Raw genomic sequence first — 16,308 nt, forward strand, 5'->3', positions numbered from 1 at the left:
AAACCAGGCAGCCCATCTACGGAACCACACTACATGCGCAATACATTTCTGGAATTTGAACAGCCGCTCGCCGAGCTTGAGAACAAGATCGAGCAGCTGCGCTATGTGCAGGCCGATTCGGCAGTAGACATCTCCGATGAAATCGGACGTCTGCAGCAGAAGAGCCAGACGCTCGCCAAGGAGATCTACGCCAAGCTCACGCCCTGGCAGACGGCGCTGGTCGCGCGTCACCCCCAGCGTCCCTACACGCTGGACTATGTGCGCGAAATGTTCACCGACTTCCATGAACTGCATGGCGATCGCATGTACGCCGACGACCAGTCCATCGTGGGCGGCCTGGCGCGCTTTAACGGCACGCCGTGCATGGTCATCGGCCACCAGAAGGGCCGCGACACCAAAGAGCGCGCCGCGCGCAACTTCGGCATGCCGCGTCCCGAGGGCTATCGCAAGGCCCTGCGCCTGATGCGCCTGGCCGAAAAATTCGGCATTCCCGTCTTCACGTTCGTGGACACCCCCGGCGCCTACCCCGGCATCGGCGCCGAAGAGCGCGGCCAGTCCGAAGCCATCGGCCACAACCTGTACGCCATGGCTGAACTCAAGGTGCCGGTGATCTGCACGATCATCGGCGAAGGCGGATCGGGCGGCGCGCTGGCCATTGCCGTGGGCAATGCCGTGCTGATGCTGCAATACGCCACCTATGCCGTGATTTCGCCCGAAGGCTGCGCCTCGATCCTCTGGCGCAGCGCCGACAAGGCTCCCGAGGCCGCCGATGCGCTGGCCATCATCGCGCCGCGCCTCAAGGACCTGGGCCTGGTGGATCGCGTCGTCAACGAACCCGTGGGCGGCGCCCACCGCGACCCCCGCGTCATGGCGCGCCTCTTGCGCCGCGCGCTCGGCGACGCCCTGCGCCAGCTTCAGGGCCTGACGCCCGAACAGCTCGTCGAGCAGCGCGTGCAGCGCGTGCTCTCGTACGGCGCCTTCCAGGAAGTGCGCGCGTAAAGCGGGCAGGGCGCCGGCCCTCATTGCCGGCGCCGCGGCCCCCGCGCCCTCTGCCATGACCGACGTCCCGCCGCCCGGCATCTCCCCTCGGGCCGACGCGGGCGGCAGTTTCTCCTTGCCTCTTTGCGCCGCGCTTGCCGCGGCGTTGCGTCAGGCGCTCACGGCCTTGCCCGAGCGCCCGCGCCTCATCGCCGTCGCCTTCAGTGGCGGGGCGGACTCGGCCATGCTGGCTGTGCATGCAGCCGCGGTTGCGCCTGCGCTTGGCATCGAGGTGCTGCTTTTCCATGTGCATCACGGCCTGCAGGCGCAGGCGGACGCCTGGGCGCGGCATGGCCAGGACCTGGCCGCACGGCTTGCGCTGCCGCTGCATGAAGCGCGCGTCCAGGTGGAGCCGGCCGCCGGCAAGGGCATCGAAGCCGCCGCGCGCGACGCGCGCTATGCCGCACTGGCCGGGTTGGCGCGTCAGCACGACGTCCGTCACATCCTGCTTGCCCACCACCGCAACGACCAGGCCGAAACCGTGCTGCTGCGCCTGTTGCGCGGCACCGGGCTGGCCGGCATGGCCGCCATGGCGCCGGTGGCGCAGCGCGATGGCGTGACTTATTTACGGCCGTGGCTGGAGCGGGATCGCAGCGAGATCCTGCGCGCGGCGAACGACCTTGAAGCCGCCATCGGCTGGCGCGCCGTGCAGGACCCCACCAACGCCGATCCGCGTTACACCCGCGCCGCGCTGCGCGAATTGCTGGCGCCTGTTCTGGATGCGCGTTGGCCCGGCTGGCGCGCCATCGTCGCGCGCCATGCGCGGCACATGGCCGAGGCGGCCGAGATCCTGGACGAAGTGGCGGCCGAGGATTTTGCGCGGCTGGACCCCAGCCCTGACGGCGTGAGCTTTTCGCTACAGGCGTGGCGCGGTCTGTCGCCCGCCCGGCAGGCGCATGTGCTGCGCCATTGGCTGGCGCGCAACGGCGCCCGCATGCCGACCGATGCGCGCATGGCCGATCTGTTGCGGCAGTTGCGGGGGCTGCACAGCCTGGGCCACGACCGGCAGCTGCGGGTGGAGCAGGCCGGCCACGTGGTCCGGTGCCATCGCGGCCGCGTGTGGGTCGAGCCCCGGGAAGGTTCGGATTCGTAATTGGCGCGCGGCGATGCGGGATCGCCGGTTTCAACGTAGTTGCCAGCGATTTTGCGCGCGGAATGGACATAAATTTGCGCAATCTGCGCAAATTTTTACCGTCGCGCTAGAATATATGGTTTTGCCCGTCAACACTTGCGGCGGGTGTCCAGCCAGAGTACGAGATGTCCCTGATCGTTCACAAATATGGCGGTACTTCGATGGGCTCGGTCGAGCGCATCAGAAACGTGGCGCGTCGCGTCGCAAAGTGGCACGCCGCCGGCCACCAAGTTGTTGTTGTCCCGTCCGCCATGGCGGGTGAGACGAATCGTCTGCTGGGTCTGGCGCGCGAGATTTCGCCCCAGCCCGACGGCCGCGAGCTCGACATGATCGCCGCCACCGGCGAGCAAGCCAGCAGCGGCCTTCTGGCCATTGCCTTGCAGGCCGAAGGCGTGCCCGCGCGCAGCTATGCCGGTTGGCAAGTGCCCGTGCGCACCGATTCGTCGTTCACGAAAGCCCGCATCACGTCCATCGACGACGCCCGCGTGCGCGCCGACCTGGACGCCGGCCGCGTGGTCATCGTGACGGGCTTTCAGGGTATCGACCCCGACGGCCACATCACCACGCTGGGCCGCGGCGGCTCCGATACCTCGGCCGTGGCCGTGGCGGCTGCCATCAAGGCCGACGAATGCCTAATCTACACCGACGTGGACGGCGTCTACACGACCGATCCGCGCGTGGTGCCCGAAGCGCGCCGCATGGCCGTCGTTTCCTTCGAGGAAATGCTGGAAATGGCTTCGCTGGGCTCCAAGGTCCTGCAGATCCGCTCGGTCGAATTCGCCGGCAAGTATCGTGTTCCGGTCCGGGTCCTGTCCTCGCTGACCGACCCCCTTATCCCGCTCGAGGAAGAAATGGTCTCGGGCACGCTGATTACTTTTGAGGAAGACGAAAAAATGGAAGCCGCCGTTGTCTCCGGCATCGCCTTCAGCCGCGACGAAGCCAAAATCACCCTGCTGGGCGTTCCCGACAAACCCGGCATCGCATTCTCCATCCTGGGCCCCGTCGCCGCCGCCAACATCGACGTCGACATGATCGTGCAGAACCAGTCCGTGGCCGGCACGACCGACTTCTCGTTCACCGTGAACCGCAACGAATTCGCGCGCGCCGTGGACTTGCTCAAGCGCGAAGTCATCCCCGCCGTGGGCGCGCGTGAACTGTCCACCGACGAAAAGGTCGCCAAGGTCTCCATCGTCGGCATCGGCATGCGCTCGCACGTCGGCGTTGCCAGCCTGATGTTCCAGACGCTCTCGCAAGAGGGCATCAACATCCAGATGATCAGCACCAGCGAAATCAAGACCTCGGTCATCATCGACGACAAGTACATGGAACTGGGCGTGCGCGCGCTGCACAAGGCCTTCGGTCTGGACCAGGCGCCCGCCACCAAGGTCTGACGAATCAGGTCCGGCACGATTTTTTTGCGTGAATGCCCGAAACGCGGGCGAGAGCCAAAAAAATCGTGCTAGAATCTCGTTCTCTTTTCGGAGACGTGCCCGAGAGGCTGAAGGGGCTCCCCTGCTAAGGGAGTATGTGGCTAAAAACTGCATCGTGGGTTCGAATCCCACCGTCTCCGCCAAAGACACTTGCACCAGTGACACAAGGTTGCCTCAAGACCCGCATAGCTTATTGCTCTGCGGGTTTTTTGTTTTGTGCGGTCCACTGCGGGCCGCAGTTGTGCCGGCTTAAAGCAAGGCGCGCTGCGATTCACCCCAGCCTGTCGATCAGCGTTTGCGCCTGCTCGACTACATCGGCGTCATTCGGGCGGAAATCCAGCCGCTCGGCGCGTGGCAGATTCACAAAGTGCGACTGCGAGCTGCGCGCGTACGCCGGGTCGTAATGTCGGTCGATGAGTTCGCGCGCGAGGTCTTCGCGGCGGCCTTCGTCCACCAATGTCATCCAGCCCTTGATGGTGTCTCGGCTGTGCAGCCCGACCATGCGCTGCAACTGCGCCTTTAGCCAATCCGGCGTGTCAAAGAGCTGCGCATAATCCTGTTGCAGGAAGCGCGCGCGGTCTTCGCGGCTGGCGCGAACGTCAATGCATTGGCCGTGATGCATGGCGCGCAGCAGCGATGCGGGAATTTCCACCGCGCCAATCTTGCGGCTTTCGGCTTCGATGAACACCGGCTGGCTGGCATCGAATTCGCGCAGTCGCACCGCCAGCATCGTGTCGAAGCGCTTTTGCGTGGGCTGCTCAGCGTGCTGCAATGCGCCCAGCAGCGAGCCGCGATGCGAGGCAAGCGCTTCCAGATCCAAGGTCTGCGCACCCGCTTCGCGCAAGGCGTGCAATAGCCGCGTCTTGCCGCTGCCGGTGGGGCCGGTCAGCACGACGAAGCGCAGTGGCTGCGGCAGCGTTTGCAGGTCGTCCAGCGTGGCGCGCCGGTAGGTCTTGTAGCCGCCGTCGAGCTGCCGGGCGCGCCAGCCGATCATATTGAACATCAGCGTCATCGATCCCGAACGCTTGCCGCCGCGCCAGCAATACACAAGCGGACGCCACCCTTGCGGGCGGTCCGCGAAGGTGGTCTCAAGATGGCGGGCGATGTTGCGCGCGACGAGGGCCGCGCCTGCGCGGGACGCTTCGAACGGCGAGACCTGCTTGTACATCGTGCCGATCAGCGCGCGTTCTTCGTTGTTGAGCACCGGTGCGTTGCAGGCGCCAGGAATGTGGTCGTCGGCGTATTCAAGCGGCGTGCGCACATCGATGATTTCGTCGAAATCATGCAGCCTTTCCAGGCTGACAAGCAGGTGTTTCACGAAGACCGCCTCGGTGGAAGAATCGGAAGATTTTCGCATGCGGTGCGGGGGCGACGGGTTGGAGGGCAACTGATGCGGTCGCACACGCCGCCCTTGTTCGGCTGGCTCGCGACGCGGCTTGATCCGTATCCGGACGCAATTGGATTGAAGACGCACGTGCATCTCGGTGACGATGGCATCCGGCCGTACATCGAACGGGAGGCGACGAGCCATCCCTTGGCTGTTGAGCAGCGGGAGGGGATCACGACAGGCCGTGTCGCGCAGATCGACGCGCTGCTGATGCATGGACAGACGGGCCCGGGGTAGACGGGCCCCGCGTGCCATCCGACTTGCGCAACCTTCGAAACAACGCTATTATTCAAGGCTTGCTTTTTCAAGCGCCCGTAGCTCAGCTGGATAGAGTACCTGGCTACGAACCAGGGGGTCGTAGGTTCGAATCCTGCCGGGCGCGCCAAGTTATTTCGCGGTTGTTTGCGGTATGCGCAGATGTCTGCGAAACGGATGAAAAAGCAGAGTTTGTAGTGAAGAGAAGTTATGTATCACTACAAACATGGCACGATTATTCTGATATAATTTTGCCTCTTTGCCGGAGCGCCCGTAGCTCAGCTGGATAGAGTACCTGGCTACGAACCAGGGGGTCGTAGGTTCGAATCCTGCCGGGCGCGCCAAACCATCACGGTTTAAACATCGCGATGTGAATGCGGCAAAGAAAACTGCAGTAAAAATGGAAAGGCCTTTGATCTTGCATCGAAGGCCTTTTTGTTTTGGCGCGCGGTTTTTTTTTATGCGTGGTTCTGTAGTGCCGGTTGCCGTTAATACTTGTGCTTGTGCTTGGCTTGCGCCGCACGGCAACGTCGTAAATGTGCAGGGCGGCAGTGCCGGGCTTCCTGCCCAATCAATGCCGATCAATGCGCGGCGCTTTCTTCCGCGCTTTCCTTCTCTGTATCCTTCGATTTTTCGTCCGCGTCGTCCAACCCCCAGTCTCCGAACAGATACCAATCTTCGCCCAGCGATTCCGCCGGGTGCATGGTGCGGCCAGAGCCGTTGCCGCAGGCCATGGAGTCGGTGGAACAGTAGCGGTCGCAGCCCCAGCAGATGCGTTCGGGGTGTTTGGGGTGTAGGGGAAACTTCTTGGCCATGCTGTCTGCCTGTTGTTCTTGTTGAACTCAGCGTACTGCTGTCGGGGCCTGCGATTCATTGACATCGCGCAAATGCGGGGTCGCCACCTGTGCCGCCTCCCGATTTAAACGCGGTCGATTTGCATGGTGCGATTCTTTCGTGTTATAAACACGCCTCTTTCGGGGCGCCCGTAGCTCAGCTGGATAGAGTACCTGGCTACGAACCAGGGGGTCGTAGGTTCGAATCCTGCCGGGCGCGCCAACTTATTCGAGATCATGCTGCACAGCGTGGTTTCCGCAGGAAAACCGCAGCAATGCGGACGCGAAAAGCGGCTTGATGAATTCATCAAGCCGCTTTTTTTCGTGGCGCGGATCACTGGCGCGGATCACCACACGCGGTACACGCGTCCCGTCTGCGCGCCTTCGACGCTGCGGCTGAAGGCCAGCGCCACGCGGCTGGCCGGGGCCGCCTCGAAACCCTGGAAGTAGGGGCCGTAGCTGTCCAGCGATTCCTGCAACACGGTGGGGCTGACGGCGTTGATGCGGATCCCTTGCAGTTCCACTGCCGCGCCGCGCACGAAGCCGTCGATGGCGCTGTTCACGGCGGCGGCGTTGGCGCCATAGCGGATGGGCTCGTCGCTCAGAATGCCGCTGGTCAGGGTGATCGAGCCGCCCGCGTTGACGTAGTGCTGGCCGATGAGGGCCAGGTCGACCTGGCCCAGCAATTTGTCATGCAGCCCGATCTTGAACTGATCCGCCGTCATGTCGGCAAGCGGGCCGAAGTGCAGGCTGCCGGCGGCGGACACGATGGCGTCGACCTTGCCGACCCGTTCGAAGAGGTCGCGAATGCTGTCGCTGCGGGTCATGTCGACCTGATATTGGCCGCGGCGCTTGCCCACCGCGATGATGTCGTGACGTTGGCCCAGTTCGCGCGCGACTGCGCTGCCGAGCGTGCCGCTTGCGCCGATGAGGATGATCTTCATGAGGTTCTCCGTGGAATGCCGTTGGGGGGCGCCGGCGGGGCCGCCAGCGCATGAACGCATTCTGCGCGTCTCATTCCGCAAGAAAAATCCTAGAATTGTCGGATCAGTCAACACTCAGGGTACGGAATCCATGGATCGCCTGCTTAGCATGGAAGTCTTCGTGGCGGTGGTCGAGCTGGGCAGCCTGACGGCTGCCGCGGCGCGGCTGGACATGTCGCCCGCGATGGCCGCCAAGCACGTCAAGGGGCTGGAAGACCGGCTGGGACTGCGGCTGATGAACCGCACGACGCGCCGCCAGAGCCTGACCGAGGCGGGCCAGGCCTACTTCGCGCGCTGCAAAGCCATCCTGGCGGACATTCGCGATGCGGAGCAAGGCGCCGAGGCGCTGCGATCGGCCCCGCGCGGCCATCTGCGGATCACTTCGTCAGTGTCGTTCGGGTCATTCGCGCTGGCGCCGGTGATCGCCGATTACCTGTCGATCTATCCGGACGTGAGCGTGGAACTGTCGTTGAGCGATAGCGTGGAAGACGTGGTGGCGTCACGATTTGACGTGGCGCTGCGTATTGGCGAGCCCGCGGATTCGGGGCTCGTGGCGCGGCGCATCGGGCTTTATCAGATGATCGTCTGCGCCGCGCCGGCGTATCTGGCGCGCTATGGCACGCCCGCCACGCCTGGCGATCTGGCACGGCATCAGTGCCTGGATTTTTCGCATTGGAGCCGGCGCACGGGCTGGCGGCTGGGCACGGACGAGGGCGGGGAAATGGGGTATCCCACGGGGCGGTTCGTGTCGAACAACGGGCAGGCGCTGCGGCAGGCGGCGCTGGCCGGCTTTGGCATCGTCCTGCAGCCCGAACTGCTGCTGACCGACGACGTGCGCGCCGGCCGCCTGGTGCCGATCCTGCAGCCTTATTGGCCGGTCGCCCGGCCCATCACGTTGCTGTATGCAAAGGATCGCCAGGCGCCGCCCAAACTCACGACATTCGTGGATTTCGTGGTGACGCGGTTGGCACAGTAGCGGTAGGGCATCAGGCGCGTCGTCGGTCCACCGCCGTCAGGGATGTGCCGCTCTTGAGAAGCTGATAGGTCTGGCCGCCCAGCCACGCGACCTTTTCACCGGAGCTGGTGCGGCAGACGCAGTGCGTCTTCGGGTCAAAGCGTGGCGTGCCCAGCGCGGAATACGCATCGGGATCGGAAACGAAACGTTCGATGCGATACAACGTGCCATCCGGCGATGTGGCGAGCACATCGGTCAATCGTCTTGCGGTGCCGAGCATATTCAATACCTCCATGCGCGGGCCGTCAGGTGTCGGCGCCAAAGTCGTCTGAACAATTCACGGCGGGAGCGCGAGGCAATGCCTTGCGCGCGACGCTAATGAAACTGTCCTCCTAACAATGAATCATCCAGTTGGTCTGGCGATACGCCCAGGGCCTGCGACACGCGGTCAAGAATGACCTGCCGGGGCCGCGGGCGCGGCCGTTCCAACTCGATATAGATGGAGTGATCGACGCCAAGCCGGGCAGCCATGTCAGCAGTGCTGATGTTCAGATGCTCGCGCCAGGCGCGTATCAAGCTCCAATCGTTGCCGGTTTTTAGATTGACTACAGCTGGCGGCAGGCGCGCCTTGGCCCCAGCAATCTTCTTGCCTGAGGCGTGCGGCGCGGATGCCGCCTTTTCATCGCCCGGGACCGCGCCGCTGCGCTGCGACTCGCCCCGGGGTGTGGTGTGTGCCGTGACGGCAAGAAAGATGGCGCCGCCGTTCAGTTGGCGGTACTTGTCGTTGCCCATCCAGCAAAGCGTTTCGCCGTTGTCGAGCTTGCATTCGCAATCCAGGTGGGTATTGCTGGGCATGCCTTCGAGCTTGGCGATGGTTTCCGTGGTCGTGGCGTGGCGCACCACACGGTGCAGCACACCGTCCGGCGAACGTACGAAGACGTCAGGAAGTCTCCAGGAAAACGGAATGATCATCTCCACAAGCGAAACCCATTACACCACTGTATAGCGCGGATGTAATGGTGAATTTGAGGGTTTTCCTGGAAGTGTCGCGCAAGTGTCATAGGCGTGTGGTTGGACGCCACGGATGCTCACAAAACCTCGCGGCCGCCCGGTGTTGCCGGCGTGGCCGGAAGGCCAAGCGTGAATTGCGCCGCCGCCAGCACGGCGGGCATGATCTGGGCCGCGGCGCCGCGCAGGTTGTGATGGGCGATCGCGTCCAGCGGCGTTGCGGCCGGGTTGACCTGCACGACCGTGGCGCCGCCCGCGACGGCCAGCCGCGGCAGTTCGGCCGCGGGATACACGAGGGACGAGGTGCCGATGCTGAAAAGCAGGTCGCACTGCTGCACGGCAAGGGTGGCGTCACGCCAGGCCTGCGCGGGCAGGCTTTCGCCGAACCAGACGACGCCGGGCCGTACCGGTGCGCCGCACTCCGTGCACGCGGGCGGCGCCAGGCGCCGGCCGGTGTCGGACTCTTGCGGCAGGTCGGTGGCAAACGCTTGTGGAGCGCCGCAGTGCGAACAACGCGGCGCATGCAGGCTGCCGTGCAGATGCGTGACCGCGCGGCTGCCCGCGCGCTCGTGCAGGTCGTCCACGTTCTGCGTGATGACGGCCAACTCCGGGACATGGCGCGCCAGGGCTGCGATGGCGTGGTGTGCGGCGTTGGGTGCGGCGCGCAGGACCTGCGCGCGCCGCCATTCGTACCAGCCCCACACTAGGTCGGGATGTTCGCGGAATGCTTCGGGCGTGGCCAGCGTCTGGGCGTCAAACCGCGACCAGAGCCCGGTCAGGGCATCGCGGAACGTGGCGATGCCGCTTTCGGCGGACACCCCTGCGCCCGTGAATACGACGACGCGGCGCGCGCTGCGCAGGGCCTGCGCGAGCGCGGGCGGAATATCGTGATGCGTGTTTTTCATTTCCAACCTTGCAGACAGTTCGATACGCTGCACGCGCTGGCAAGGCGCTGTCAAGGGCGGGAACACGGCGCCGCGCGGGCCAGCAAGCGGTACGCGCGTGCGTCGGCGTCCCGAATCGTGGATACTGTTTTTTCAATCTGGGATTTCATCCCGCGTTGGAGAGCTGAGAATGCCTGAATCGAACACCGGCCTGGAACGGCTGCGCCGTTTTATTGCCACTGCGACGCGGCTGGCTTCGCCGCAGGCGCTGGACCAGGGCCCCGAGCTGGCGGCCGTGTTCGCGGACCTGGTGGGTCACGACGATTGGCTGCCCGACGCCTGTACCGCCCCACATCCGCAGTTCTACCAGCAGTACCTGCTGCATTGCGATCCGCTGGAGCGTTTCTCGCTGGTGAGCTTTGTCTGGGGGCCGGGGCAGTCCACGCCCGTGCACGATCACGAGGTCTGGGGCTATGTGGGCATGCTGCGCGGCGCCGAGATCAATCAGCGGTTCACGCGTGATGCGGACGGCCGGTTGGCGTTGGCGGGCGAACCTACGACGCTTCGCCCGGGCGACGTCGAGCGCCTGTCGCCGGCCGAGGGCGACATCCATCGCGTGTCCAATGCCTATCCCGATAGGGTGTCCATCAGCGTGCACCTGTATGGCGGCAATATCGGCGCGGTGTCGCGTCACGTGTATGACCCCGATACCGGCCAGGCCAAGCCGTTCGTATCGGGCTATTCGTCGCCCAGCCTGCCCAATCTGTGGGATCGGTCCGCCGCCGTGCGCGCCACGCTGGGCTAGCGTCTCCGCCGGGCGGAATTTGCTGTTCCCGCACCGCGTCCCGTGCTATGTTCCCGTCCTAAATATTAGGAAAAATCACGAATGGACAAGACGCTGCTCAAAGGGCTGATGGTGCTGGAAGCCGTGACCGATGTGGACAATCCGCCGCGCACCATCGACGCGCTGGCGGCCCGCGTGGGTCTGACCCGCAGCAATACGCATCGCACCTTGCAGACGCTGATACACGCCGGCTACGTGATCAAGGACGACGACGGCGGCGGTTACCGCGGGGCCGTGCGCCTTTTCGAACTGGCGGCGCGGCAACTGGCGCAACTGGATGTGCGCAAACTGGCCGCGCCCCACATGCGCACGCTGGCGGACCAGACGGGCGAGACCGTGCACCTGTCGGTGCTGGATGGCTTTGACGTGGTGTACGTGGACAAGATCGACAGCCCGCAGCCCATCCGCGCGTACTCGATGGTGGGCGGCCGCGCGCCCGCCTATGCGGTGGCGACCGGCAAGGCGCTGCTTGCCTATCAGCCCGAGGGGTACGTCGAACGCTACGCGGAGCAGATGGTGCGGCACACGCCGTCCACCATCGTGTCCATGCCGCTTTTGAAAGACGAGCTGCGCAAGATCGCGCGCGCCGGTTACGCGGTGAACCGCGGAGAGTGGCGCGAAGGGGTGGGCGGGCTGGCTGTGACGGTGTTCAACAGCCTGGACCAGCCCGTGGCCGCGGTCGGGATCTCCGGGCCGCTGGACCGCCTTAGCGCCGCCAGGATGAAGCAGCTTGCGCCGGATGTGGCGGCCTGTGCGCAGTCCATCTCTCAGGGAATGGGCTATCGCCGCGGATTTCTGGATCAGTGAGGGGCGTGGCGCGCAGGGTGGCCGCAATCCGCTCGGCCTGATCCCGCGCCAGGCGGGCGTTGACGTCCATGGACGTGGTCCAGAAGTAGGTGCCTCCGGCCAGACTGCCCAGCACCGAGACGCCAGCCACGTGCTGGCCGTCGGCATTTATCAGGCAGCCCGTGTCGTAGTCCAGCGTCAGTCCGCCGTGCGGATCGGCCTGCGCATGGCCCTCGCGCAGCAGTTCAGACACCAGCGGATCGTCCGTGCGCTCTGCGTCCACCGAGAAGCTCGTGGCGTTGATCAGATGATGGCTCAGGTGCTCGATCTGGCCGCCCGCCGTGCGCAGCTGCGTGCGGAACAGGCCACTGGCCGGATCGTGTTCGCAGCCGGCAAAGCCCGCCGCAACGCTGAGTTGATTCGCCCCGAACAGTGCCTGCAGCTTCAAGGCGTTGCGCATGGGAAAGGTTGCGCGCCGGGCCATCCATAGCGATCGCCATTGCGACTGGAAGCGGCGCCGTTCGGTGTCGGGCAGCAAGTGCCAGATCTGGTCCACCGCCGCGTTGGTGGCCGCGGCCACCGCCTGCCACGGACGCGGGGCGGCGGAAGACCGGCGGATCTCGTCTTCCAGCGCGGATCGCGCGTCGCCGTCCATGCCCAGCACCTCGTCGAGGTCCAGAGATCCCTGCAACGCCAGCACTTCGTCGCGCAGGGCTTGCCAGATGATGTCCAGCGTCAGCGTGCCGCCGTGCTGAGCGGCCAGGGCCAGGACGCCGTCTCGGCTCAGACGTTGCAGCGTGTCCGGCGGACGGTTGTGCGGGCTGCGCACGGACGGCAAGCGGCCGTTGCGCGACACGCACAGGATCGGGCCCTGGTGTCCGGCCTGTTGTAGTGCGGCCACGGCGTCCACCGCGCTCAGGCTGGTGCCGACGATGCACACGGACGCATCAGGTGCGATGTCCTGCGCCAGCGCCGACACCGGATACGGGCTGTTGAAGTAACCGGCCACGCCTTCCAGCGAGGGAAACGCCTGCGAGGGCAGGTTGCCGTTGCACAGCACGGCGTGACGCGCGTGGCGCGGCGCGCCGTTTTCGGGCTGGATGATCGCGCCGCCGTCCGGTTGCGGCGCCACGCGGTGCACGCGGCTGCGCACGTGTTCCAGCGTCACGCCCAGGGACCGGGCGAGCTGGCGGCAGCGTTCGTAGACCGCGCCCATGTAGGCGCCGAAGAGCGGACGCGGCAGAAAGTCGGCGGGATCGATCGCGGTGACGCCGTAGCCGCCGAGCCAGCCGGCATCCTGCGCGCGCAGCCAGTCGACGAAGTCCAGCCGATGGTCGGCGCGCGCCGACATGTTGCCGGCGGGGATGTTGAGCAGGTTGCTGCGCAGGTCGTCCTGGTATGCGCCGCCCGGGCCAGGCACAGCCTGCGGTTCGAACAGATGGATCACCGGCGGCCGCGTGTCCCGTGCGGCTGGCGCGGCCTGCAGCGCCAGCAGGAACTGATACAGGAAGCTGACGCCGACCGAGCCGCCGCCGACGATGGCCAGGTCGATTGCGGCCGGCCGGCCCGATGCGGGGGCGCGCGTCATTTCGCCGCCGACAGGCGCACCACGTCGGCCCAGCGCGAGGTTTCCTGCTTGAGCATCCGGCTGGTGTCGGCGGGTGTGGTTGCGATGGCGTCGGCGCCGAGCTTCAAGGCAGCCTGCTGCACGGAGGGCATCGCGGCGGCGCGGCGCATGCCGTCCGACAGCTTCTCGACGACCGCGGGCGGCGTGCCCGCCGGCGCGAGCAGGGCGTACGTGGTGGCGACCGCGTAGTCCTTCACCCCTTGCTCCATCAGCGTCGGCAGGTCGGGCAGCGCCGTGGCGCGCTTGGCGGTCGTGACGCCCAAGAGGCGGATCTTGCCGCTGGCAACTTGCGGCAAGAGGGCGGGCAAGGTTTCGATGACCATGTCGATCTGGCCGCCCAACAGATCCGTGATGGCCGGTCCGCTGCCGCGGTAAGGCACGTGCATCAGCCGCGTGCCGGTCACCGCCTGGAAGAGTTCGCCCGCCATGTGCTGCGAGGTGCCCGGGCCGGCCGATCCGAACGTGATCGTGCCGGGTTTGCTTTTTGCCAGCGCGATCAGTTCCTGCACGTTCTTGGCGGAGATCTTGCTGCTGTTGACCGCCACGGCCATTGGCATGCTGGTGGCCATCGACACGCCGACGAAGGCCGTGCCGAAATCGTAGCCCGGCTTGTCGGGCATGGCCGCGTGGATGGCATGGCTGCCCACGGCGCCCATCAGCAGCGTGTAGCCGTCGCCCGCGGACTTGGCGACGAACTCGGCGCCGATTTCTCCACCCGCTCCCGCCTTGTTTTCCACGACCACGCTCTGGCCGAGAAAGTCTCCCAGATGCTGCGCATAGATGCGCGCGGCGGCGTCCGTTGCACCGCCCGGCGGAAACGGCACCACCATGCGCACGGGTTTCGTTGGCCAGTTGTCCGCGGATGCGGGATTGGCCGACAGCGCCAGCACCGTGCTGGCCAAGGCAATACGCCACAACAGTCTCATGCAAGTCTCCTCGGTGGATGGGCCAGCATGCGACAGGCGCCGTGCGTATCGCCGGCGACTTGACCGCTGCAGTCCTCTTTTAATAAATCCTAAAATATAGGATCGACGTTCCAATAAATGGTTTACGTAGAATTCCACACGGTGCTATGCTGGTCAACAATTAACCGCGACACCTAGGGATTGCACTAGGCTTCGCCAGGAAATCAACGACTTCCCGTCTGGGTCGGACTGGATGATGCCACCGTTGAAGGCCGCGTCTTATACTGTTTTTCTTATCCCAAATATTGAATTTTCATAACGAGAGGTCAGACATGACACCCAGTTCGGCGCTAACCGGCATCACAGTGCTGGAGATTTGCAACGTCGCGGCGGGACCCTTTTGCGGCATGTTGTTGGCGGACATGGGCGCGGACGTCATCAAGGTGGAGCACCCCGAAGGCGGCGATACGCTGCGCAGCTGGCCGCCCATCTCTGATGGCTACAGCGAGAACTTCGCTTCGCTCAATCGCAACAAGCGCTCGGTGACGCTGAACCTGAAGGATCCCGGCGACGTGGCCTTGGCGCGCGAGCTGGCGCTGCGCGCCGACGTGCTCATCGAAAACAACCGGCCGGGCGTGATGGATCGGCTGGGCCTGGGATACCTGCAGCTGCGCGAGGCCAATCCGCGCCTGGTCTATTGCTCGATCTCCGCCTACGGCCAGTCCGGACCGCGCTCGCAGGAAGGCGGCTTTGACCTCACCATCCAGGCCATGAGCGGGATCATGAGCGTGACGGGCGAGGCCGGCGGCGAACCCGTCAAATGCGGCGTGCCGCTGGCCGATTTTTCGGCCGGGCTGTATGGCGCGTTCGCCATCGCGTCTGCGCTGCGCGCGGCGCAGGCAAGCGGGCAGGGCACGCACATCGACGTGCCGATGCTGGGCGCGACGCTGGGCATCGCTGCCTTGCAGACGTCCGAGTTCTTCGGCAGCGGCAAGGATCCCGTCAAGCTGGGCTCGGCGCACCCGCGCAACGCGCCGTATCAGGCGTTTCGCTGCAAGAACGGGTATTTCGGCATGGCCGCCGGCAACCAGGCGCTGTGGAAAGCCGTGTGCGCCACGGTGGGGCGCGACGACCTGCTGGCCGATCCGCGCTTTACCGACACCAGCGCCCGCGCGCGCAACCAGACCGCGCTGCGCGACATCCTGGAAGCGATCTTTGCGGAACACGAGGCGCAGGAATGGCTGGCGCGTTTCCGCGCGGCCGGCGTGCCGTGCGCGCCCATCAACACGTATTCCGAGGTGCTGGACGATCCGCAGGTCGCGCACATGGGCTGGGTCCAGCCGCTTGAGCTGCCCAACGGCGTGCAGACGCGCACGTTCGGCCTGCCGGTGCGGTTCGACGGCGAGACGACGGCGCTGCGGCGCAGGCCCCCGGCGCTGGGCGAACATAACGACGAAGTGTTGGGGCCGCTGCGTGCGGGCGGCAAGGGGGGCGCGGCATGAGTGTCCTGCGTATCGACCGGCAAGGGCCGCGCCACGTGCTGACGCTGGCGCGTCCCGAAAAGATGAATGCGCTATCGGCCGACCTGGTCGAGGCGCTGATCGCGGCGCTTGACGAGGCCGAAGGCCAGGGCGCCAAGGTCATCGTGCTGCAAGGCGAAGGCAAGAATTTCAGCGCGGGCTTTGACTTCGGCGACTGGCAGACGCAGAGCGAAGGCGATCTGTTGCTGCGCTTCGTGCGGATCGAAACTCTGCTGCAGCGGCTGGCGGCCTCGCCGTGCCTGACCGTCGCGCTGGCGCACGGGCGCAATTTCGGCGCGGGCGTGGATGTGTTCGGGGCCTGCAAATGGCGCGTCAGCGCGCCGGACGCCACGTTTCGGATGCCCGGTCTGAAGTTTGGACTGGTGCTGGGCACGCGGCGGTTTGCCTCGCTGGTGGGCGCCGAGCGCGCGCGCGCGGTGCTTGAACAGGCCGCCACGTTCAATGCCGAAGACGCATTGCGCGACGGCTTTGCCAGCCGGCTTGCGCCGCCGGCCGACTGGACGCGGATCGGCGACGAGGCGCTGGAAACCGCCAGCACGCTCACAGACGACAGCCGCGTGCAGCTTTACGCCGCGCTGTCGCAGGAGACCCCGGACACGGACCTGGCACGGCTGGTGCGCTCGGCATCGGCGCCGGGGCTGAAGGACCGCGTGGCGGCATATCTGCAGGCGCGCTAGGCGCGTCCCATCAAGCAGGGAGG

General features: G+C 65.6%; 17 protein-coding genes and 4 tRNA genes. 13 read left to right on the forward strand and 8 right to left on the reverse strand.

The window, feature by feature from the left end:
* Positions 1-33: 33 nt before the first annotated feature.
* The 4 genes from HV786_RS22885 to HV786_RS22900 all read left to right on the forward strand — a co-directional run bounded on the left by HV786_RS22885 (position 34) and on the right by HV786_RS22900 (position 3,743).
* The gene (locus tag HV786_RS22885; protein ID WP_056323524.1) at positions 34-999 is read left to right on the forward strand and encodes an acetyl-CoA carboxylase carboxyltransferase subunit alpha; all 966 of its coding nucleotides are present in this window, start codon (positions 34-36) and stop codon (positions 997-999) included.
* 145 nt (positions 1,000-1,144) lie between these two features.
* Positions 1,145-2,131 (forward strand): tRNA lysidine(34) synthetase TilS, encoded by a 987-nt coding sequence (tilS, locus tag HV786_RS22890; RefSeq protein WP_420809655.1) that lies wholly within the window; start codon positions 1,145-1,147, stop codon positions 2,129-2,131.
* A 164-nt stretch (positions 2,132-2,295) separates the two neighbouring features.
* On the forward strand, positions 2,296-3,561 hold the full coding sequence (locus tag HV786_RS22895; protein ID WP_056323526.1) for an aspartate kinase: 1,266 nt from the start codon (positions 2,296-2,298) through the stop codon (positions 3,559-3,561).
* A gap of 89 nt (positions 3,562-3,650) precedes the next feature.
* A tRNA-Ser gene (locus HV786_RS22900) sits at positions 3,651-3,743 on the forward strand.
* 128 nt (positions 3,744-3,871) lie between these two features.
* On the opposite strand, the gene mnmH is transcribed toward HV786_RS22900, so the two are convergent.
* Positions 3,872-4,918, reverse strand: coding sequence for a tRNA 2-selenouridine(34) synthase MnmH (gene mnmH, locus HV786_RS22905; RefSeq protein WP_128828721.1), 1,047 nt, complete (start codon positions 4,916-4,918; stop codon positions 3,872-3,874).
* A gap of 72 nt (positions 4,919-4,990) precedes the next feature.
* Here mnmH and HV786_RS22910 point away from each other — a divergent pair, with 72 nt between their 5' ends.
* The 3 genes from HV786_RS22910 (at position 4,991) to HV786_RS22920 (ending at position 5,586) form a co-directional block, all read left to right on the forward strand.
* Positions 4,991-5,224 carry a DUF2199 domain-containing protein gene (locus tag HV786_RS22910; RefSeq protein ID WP_252870197.1) on the forward strand — a complete coding sequence of 78 codons (234 nt, stop codon included), beginning with the start codon at positions 4,991-4,993 and terminating at the stop codon, positions 5,222-5,224.
* Positions 5,225-5,295: 71 nt separating this feature from the next.
* Positions 5,296-5,372 (forward strand) — tRNA-Arg (locus HV786_RS22915).
* A 137-nt stretch (positions 5,373-5,509) separates the two neighbouring features.
* Positions 5,510-5,586 (forward strand) — tRNA-Arg (locus tag HV786_RS22920).
* A gap of 237 nt (positions 5,587-5,823) precedes the next feature.
* Here HV786_RS22920 and HV786_RS22925 read toward each other — a convergent pair.
* Positions 5,824-6,057, reverse strand: coding sequence for a DUF3079 domain-containing protein (locus tag HV786_RS22925; protein WP_128828719.1), 234 nt, complete (start codon positions 6,055-6,057; stop codon positions 5,824-5,826).
* A gap of 164 nt (positions 6,058-6,221) precedes the next feature.
* On the opposite strand from HV786_RS22925, the gene HV786_RS22930 reads away from it, so the two are divergent.
* Positions 6,222-6,298: transfer RNA gene (locus HV786_RS22930), tRNA-Arg, on the forward strand.
* Positions 6,299-6,422: 124 nt separating this feature from the next.
* Here HV786_RS22930 and HV786_RS22935 read toward each other — a convergent pair.
* On the reverse strand, positions 6,423-7,019 hold the full coding sequence (locus HV786_RS22935) for a short chain dehydrogenase (protein WP_128828718.1): 597 nt from the start codon (positions 7,017-7,019) through the stop codon (positions 6,423-6,425).
* Between the two features lie 130 nt (positions 7,020-7,149).
* Between HV786_RS22935 and HV786_RS22940 the strand changes: the two genes are divergently transcribed.
* Positions 7,150-8,034: a LysR family transcriptional regulator gene (locus HV786_RS22940; RefSeq protein ID WP_128828717.1), complete on the forward strand. Its 885-nt coding sequence runs from the start codon at positions 7,150-7,152 to the stop codon at positions 8,032-8,034.
* 10 nt (positions 8,035-8,044) lie between these two features.
* Here the strand turns inward: HV786_RS22940 and HV786_RS22945 are convergent, their stop codons facing one another.
* The 3 genes from HV786_RS22945 to HV786_RS22955 all read right to left on the reverse strand — a co-directional run bounded on the left by HV786_RS22945 (position 8,045) and on the right by HV786_RS22955 (position 9,926).
* Positions 8,045-8,293, reverse strand: coding sequence for a hypothetical protein (locus HV786_RS22945; protein ID WP_172802127.1), 249 nt, complete (start codon positions 8,291-8,293; stop codon positions 8,045-8,047).
* Between the two features lie 95 nt (positions 8,294-8,388).
* Positions 8,389-8,991: a helix-turn-helix domain-containing protein gene (locus HV786_RS22950; RefSeq protein WP_128828716.1), complete on the reverse strand. Its 603-nt coding sequence runs from the start codon at positions 8,989-8,991 to the stop codon at positions 8,389-8,391.
* Positions 8,992-9,101: 110 nt separating this feature from the next.
* A complete protein-coding gene (locus HV786_RS22955) occupies positions 9,102-9,926 on the reverse strand; it encodes an SIR2 family NAD-dependent protein deacylase (RefSeq protein WP_175211901.1) in 825 nt (274 codons plus the stop codon).
* 169 nt (positions 9,927-10,095) lie between these two features.
* On the opposite strand from HV786_RS22955, the gene HV786_RS22960 reads away from it, so the two are divergent.
* Together HV786_RS22960 and HV786_RS22965 are read left to right on the forward strand one after the other, a co-directional pair.
* A complete protein-coding gene (locus HV786_RS22960; RefSeq protein WP_128828714.1) occupies positions 10,096-10,710 on the forward strand; it encodes a cysteine dioxygenase family protein in 615 nt (204 codons plus the stop codon).
* Positions 10,711-10,791: 81 nt separating this feature from the next.
* The gene (locus tag HV786_RS22965; protein ID WP_056323557.1) at positions 10,792-11,556 is read left to right on the forward strand and encodes an IclR family transcriptional regulator; all 765 of its coding nucleotides are present in this window, start codon (positions 10,792-10,794) and stop codon (positions 11,554-11,556) included.
* Here the strand turns inward: HV786_RS22965 and HV786_RS22970 are convergent.
* Together HV786_RS22970 and HV786_RS22975 are read right to left on the reverse strand one after the other, a co-directional pair.
* The gene (locus HV786_RS22970) at positions 11,456-13,123 is read right to left on the reverse strand and encodes an FAD/NAD(P)-binding protein (protein ID WP_175211902.1); all 1,668 of its coding nucleotides are present in this window, start codon (positions 13,121-13,123) and stop codon (positions 11,456-11,458) included. The genes HV786_RS22965 and HV786_RS22970 overlap by 101 nt on opposite strands.
* Positions 13,120-14,088, reverse strand: a complete 969-nt coding sequence (locus HV786_RS22975) for a Bug family tripartite tricarboxylate transporter substrate binding protein (RefSeq protein ID WP_175211903.1) — start codon at positions 14,086-14,088, stop codon at positions 13,120-13,122. Before HV786_RS22975 ends, HV786_RS22970 begins: the two co-directional genes overlap by 4 nt.
* 311 nt (positions 14,089-14,399) lie before the next feature.
* On the opposite strand from HV786_RS22975, the gene HV786_RS22980 reads away from it, so the two are divergent.
* Both HV786_RS22980 and HV786_RS22985 read left to right on the forward strand, forming a co-directional pair.
* Positions 14,400-15,569 (forward strand): CaiB/BaiF CoA transferase family protein, encoded by a 1,170-nt coding sequence (locus tag HV786_RS22980; RefSeq protein WP_128828713.1) that lies wholly within the window; start codon positions 14,400-14,402, stop codon positions 15,567-15,569.
* On the forward strand, positions 15,566-16,285 hold the full coding sequence (locus tag HV786_RS22985; RefSeq protein WP_128828712.1) for an enoyl-CoA hydratase/isomerase family protein: 720 nt from the start codon (positions 15,566-15,568) through the stop codon (positions 16,283-16,285). Before HV786_RS22980 ends, HV786_RS22985 begins: the two co-directional genes overlap by 4 nt.
* Positions 16,286-16,308: the final 23 nt, after the last annotated feature.

Source organism: Achromobacter mucicolens (genome assembly GCF_902859725.1).
Classification (GTDB): domain Bacteria; phylum Pseudomonadota; class Gammaproteobacteria; order Burkholderiales; family Burkholderiaceae_B; genus Achromobacter; species Achromobacter mucicolens.

Coding starts and splice junctions, on each gene's coding strand:
- HV786_RS22960 (WP_128828714.1), top strand. CDS start 10,096: ATGCCTGAATCGAACACCGGCCTGGAACGGCTGCGCCGTTTTATTGCC.
- HV786_RS22895 (WP_056323526.1), top strand. CDS start 2,296: ATGTCCCTGATCGTTCACAAATATGGCGGTACTTCGATGGGCTCGGTC.
- HV786_RS22945 (WP_172802127.1), bottom strand. CDS start 8,293: ATGCTCGGCACCGCAAGACGATTGACCGATGTGCTCGCCACATCGCCG.
- HV786_RS22885 (WP_056323524.1), top strand. CDS start 34: ATGCGCAATACATTTCTGGAATTTGAACAGCCGCTCGCCGAGCTTGAG.
- HV786_RS22980 (WP_128828713.1), top strand. CDS start 14,400: ATGACACCCAGTTCGGCGCTAACCGGCATCACAGTGCTGGAGATTTGC.
- HV786_RS22940 (WP_128828717.1), top strand. CDS start 7,150: ATGGATCGCCTGCTTAGCATGGAAGTCTTCGTGGCGGTGGTCGAGCTG.
- HV786_RS22910 (WP_252870197.1), top strand. CDS start 4,991: ATGCGGTCGCACACGCCGCCCTTGTTCGGCTGGCTCGCGACGCGGCTT.
- HV786_RS22955 (WP_175211901.1), bottom strand. CDS start 9,926: ATGAAAAACACGCATCACGATATTCCGCCCGCGCTCGCGCAGGCCCTG.
- HV786_RS22935 (WP_128828718.1), bottom strand. CDS start 7,019: ATGAAGATCATCCTCATCGGCGCAAGCGGCACGCTCGGCAGCGCAGTC.
- HV786_RS22970 (WP_175211902.1), bottom strand. CDS start 13,123: ATGACGCGCGCCCCCGCATCGGGCCGGCCGGCCGCAATCGACCTGGCC.
- HV786_RS22975 (WP_175211903.1), bottom strand. CDS start 14,088: ATGAGACTGTTGTGGCGTATTGCCTTGGCCAGCACGGTGCTGGCGCTG.
- HV786_RS22985 (WP_128828712.1), top strand. CDS start 15,566: ATGAGTGTCCTGCGTATCGACCGGCAAGGGCCGCGCCACGTGCTGACG.
- HV786_RS22965 (WP_056323557.1), top strand. CDS start 10,792: ATGGACAAGACGCTGCTCAAAGGGCTGATGGTGCTGGAAGCCGTGACC.
- HV786_RS22925 (WP_128828719.1), bottom strand. CDS start 6,057: ATGGCCAAGAAGTTTCCCCTACACCCCAAACACCCCGAACGCATCTGC.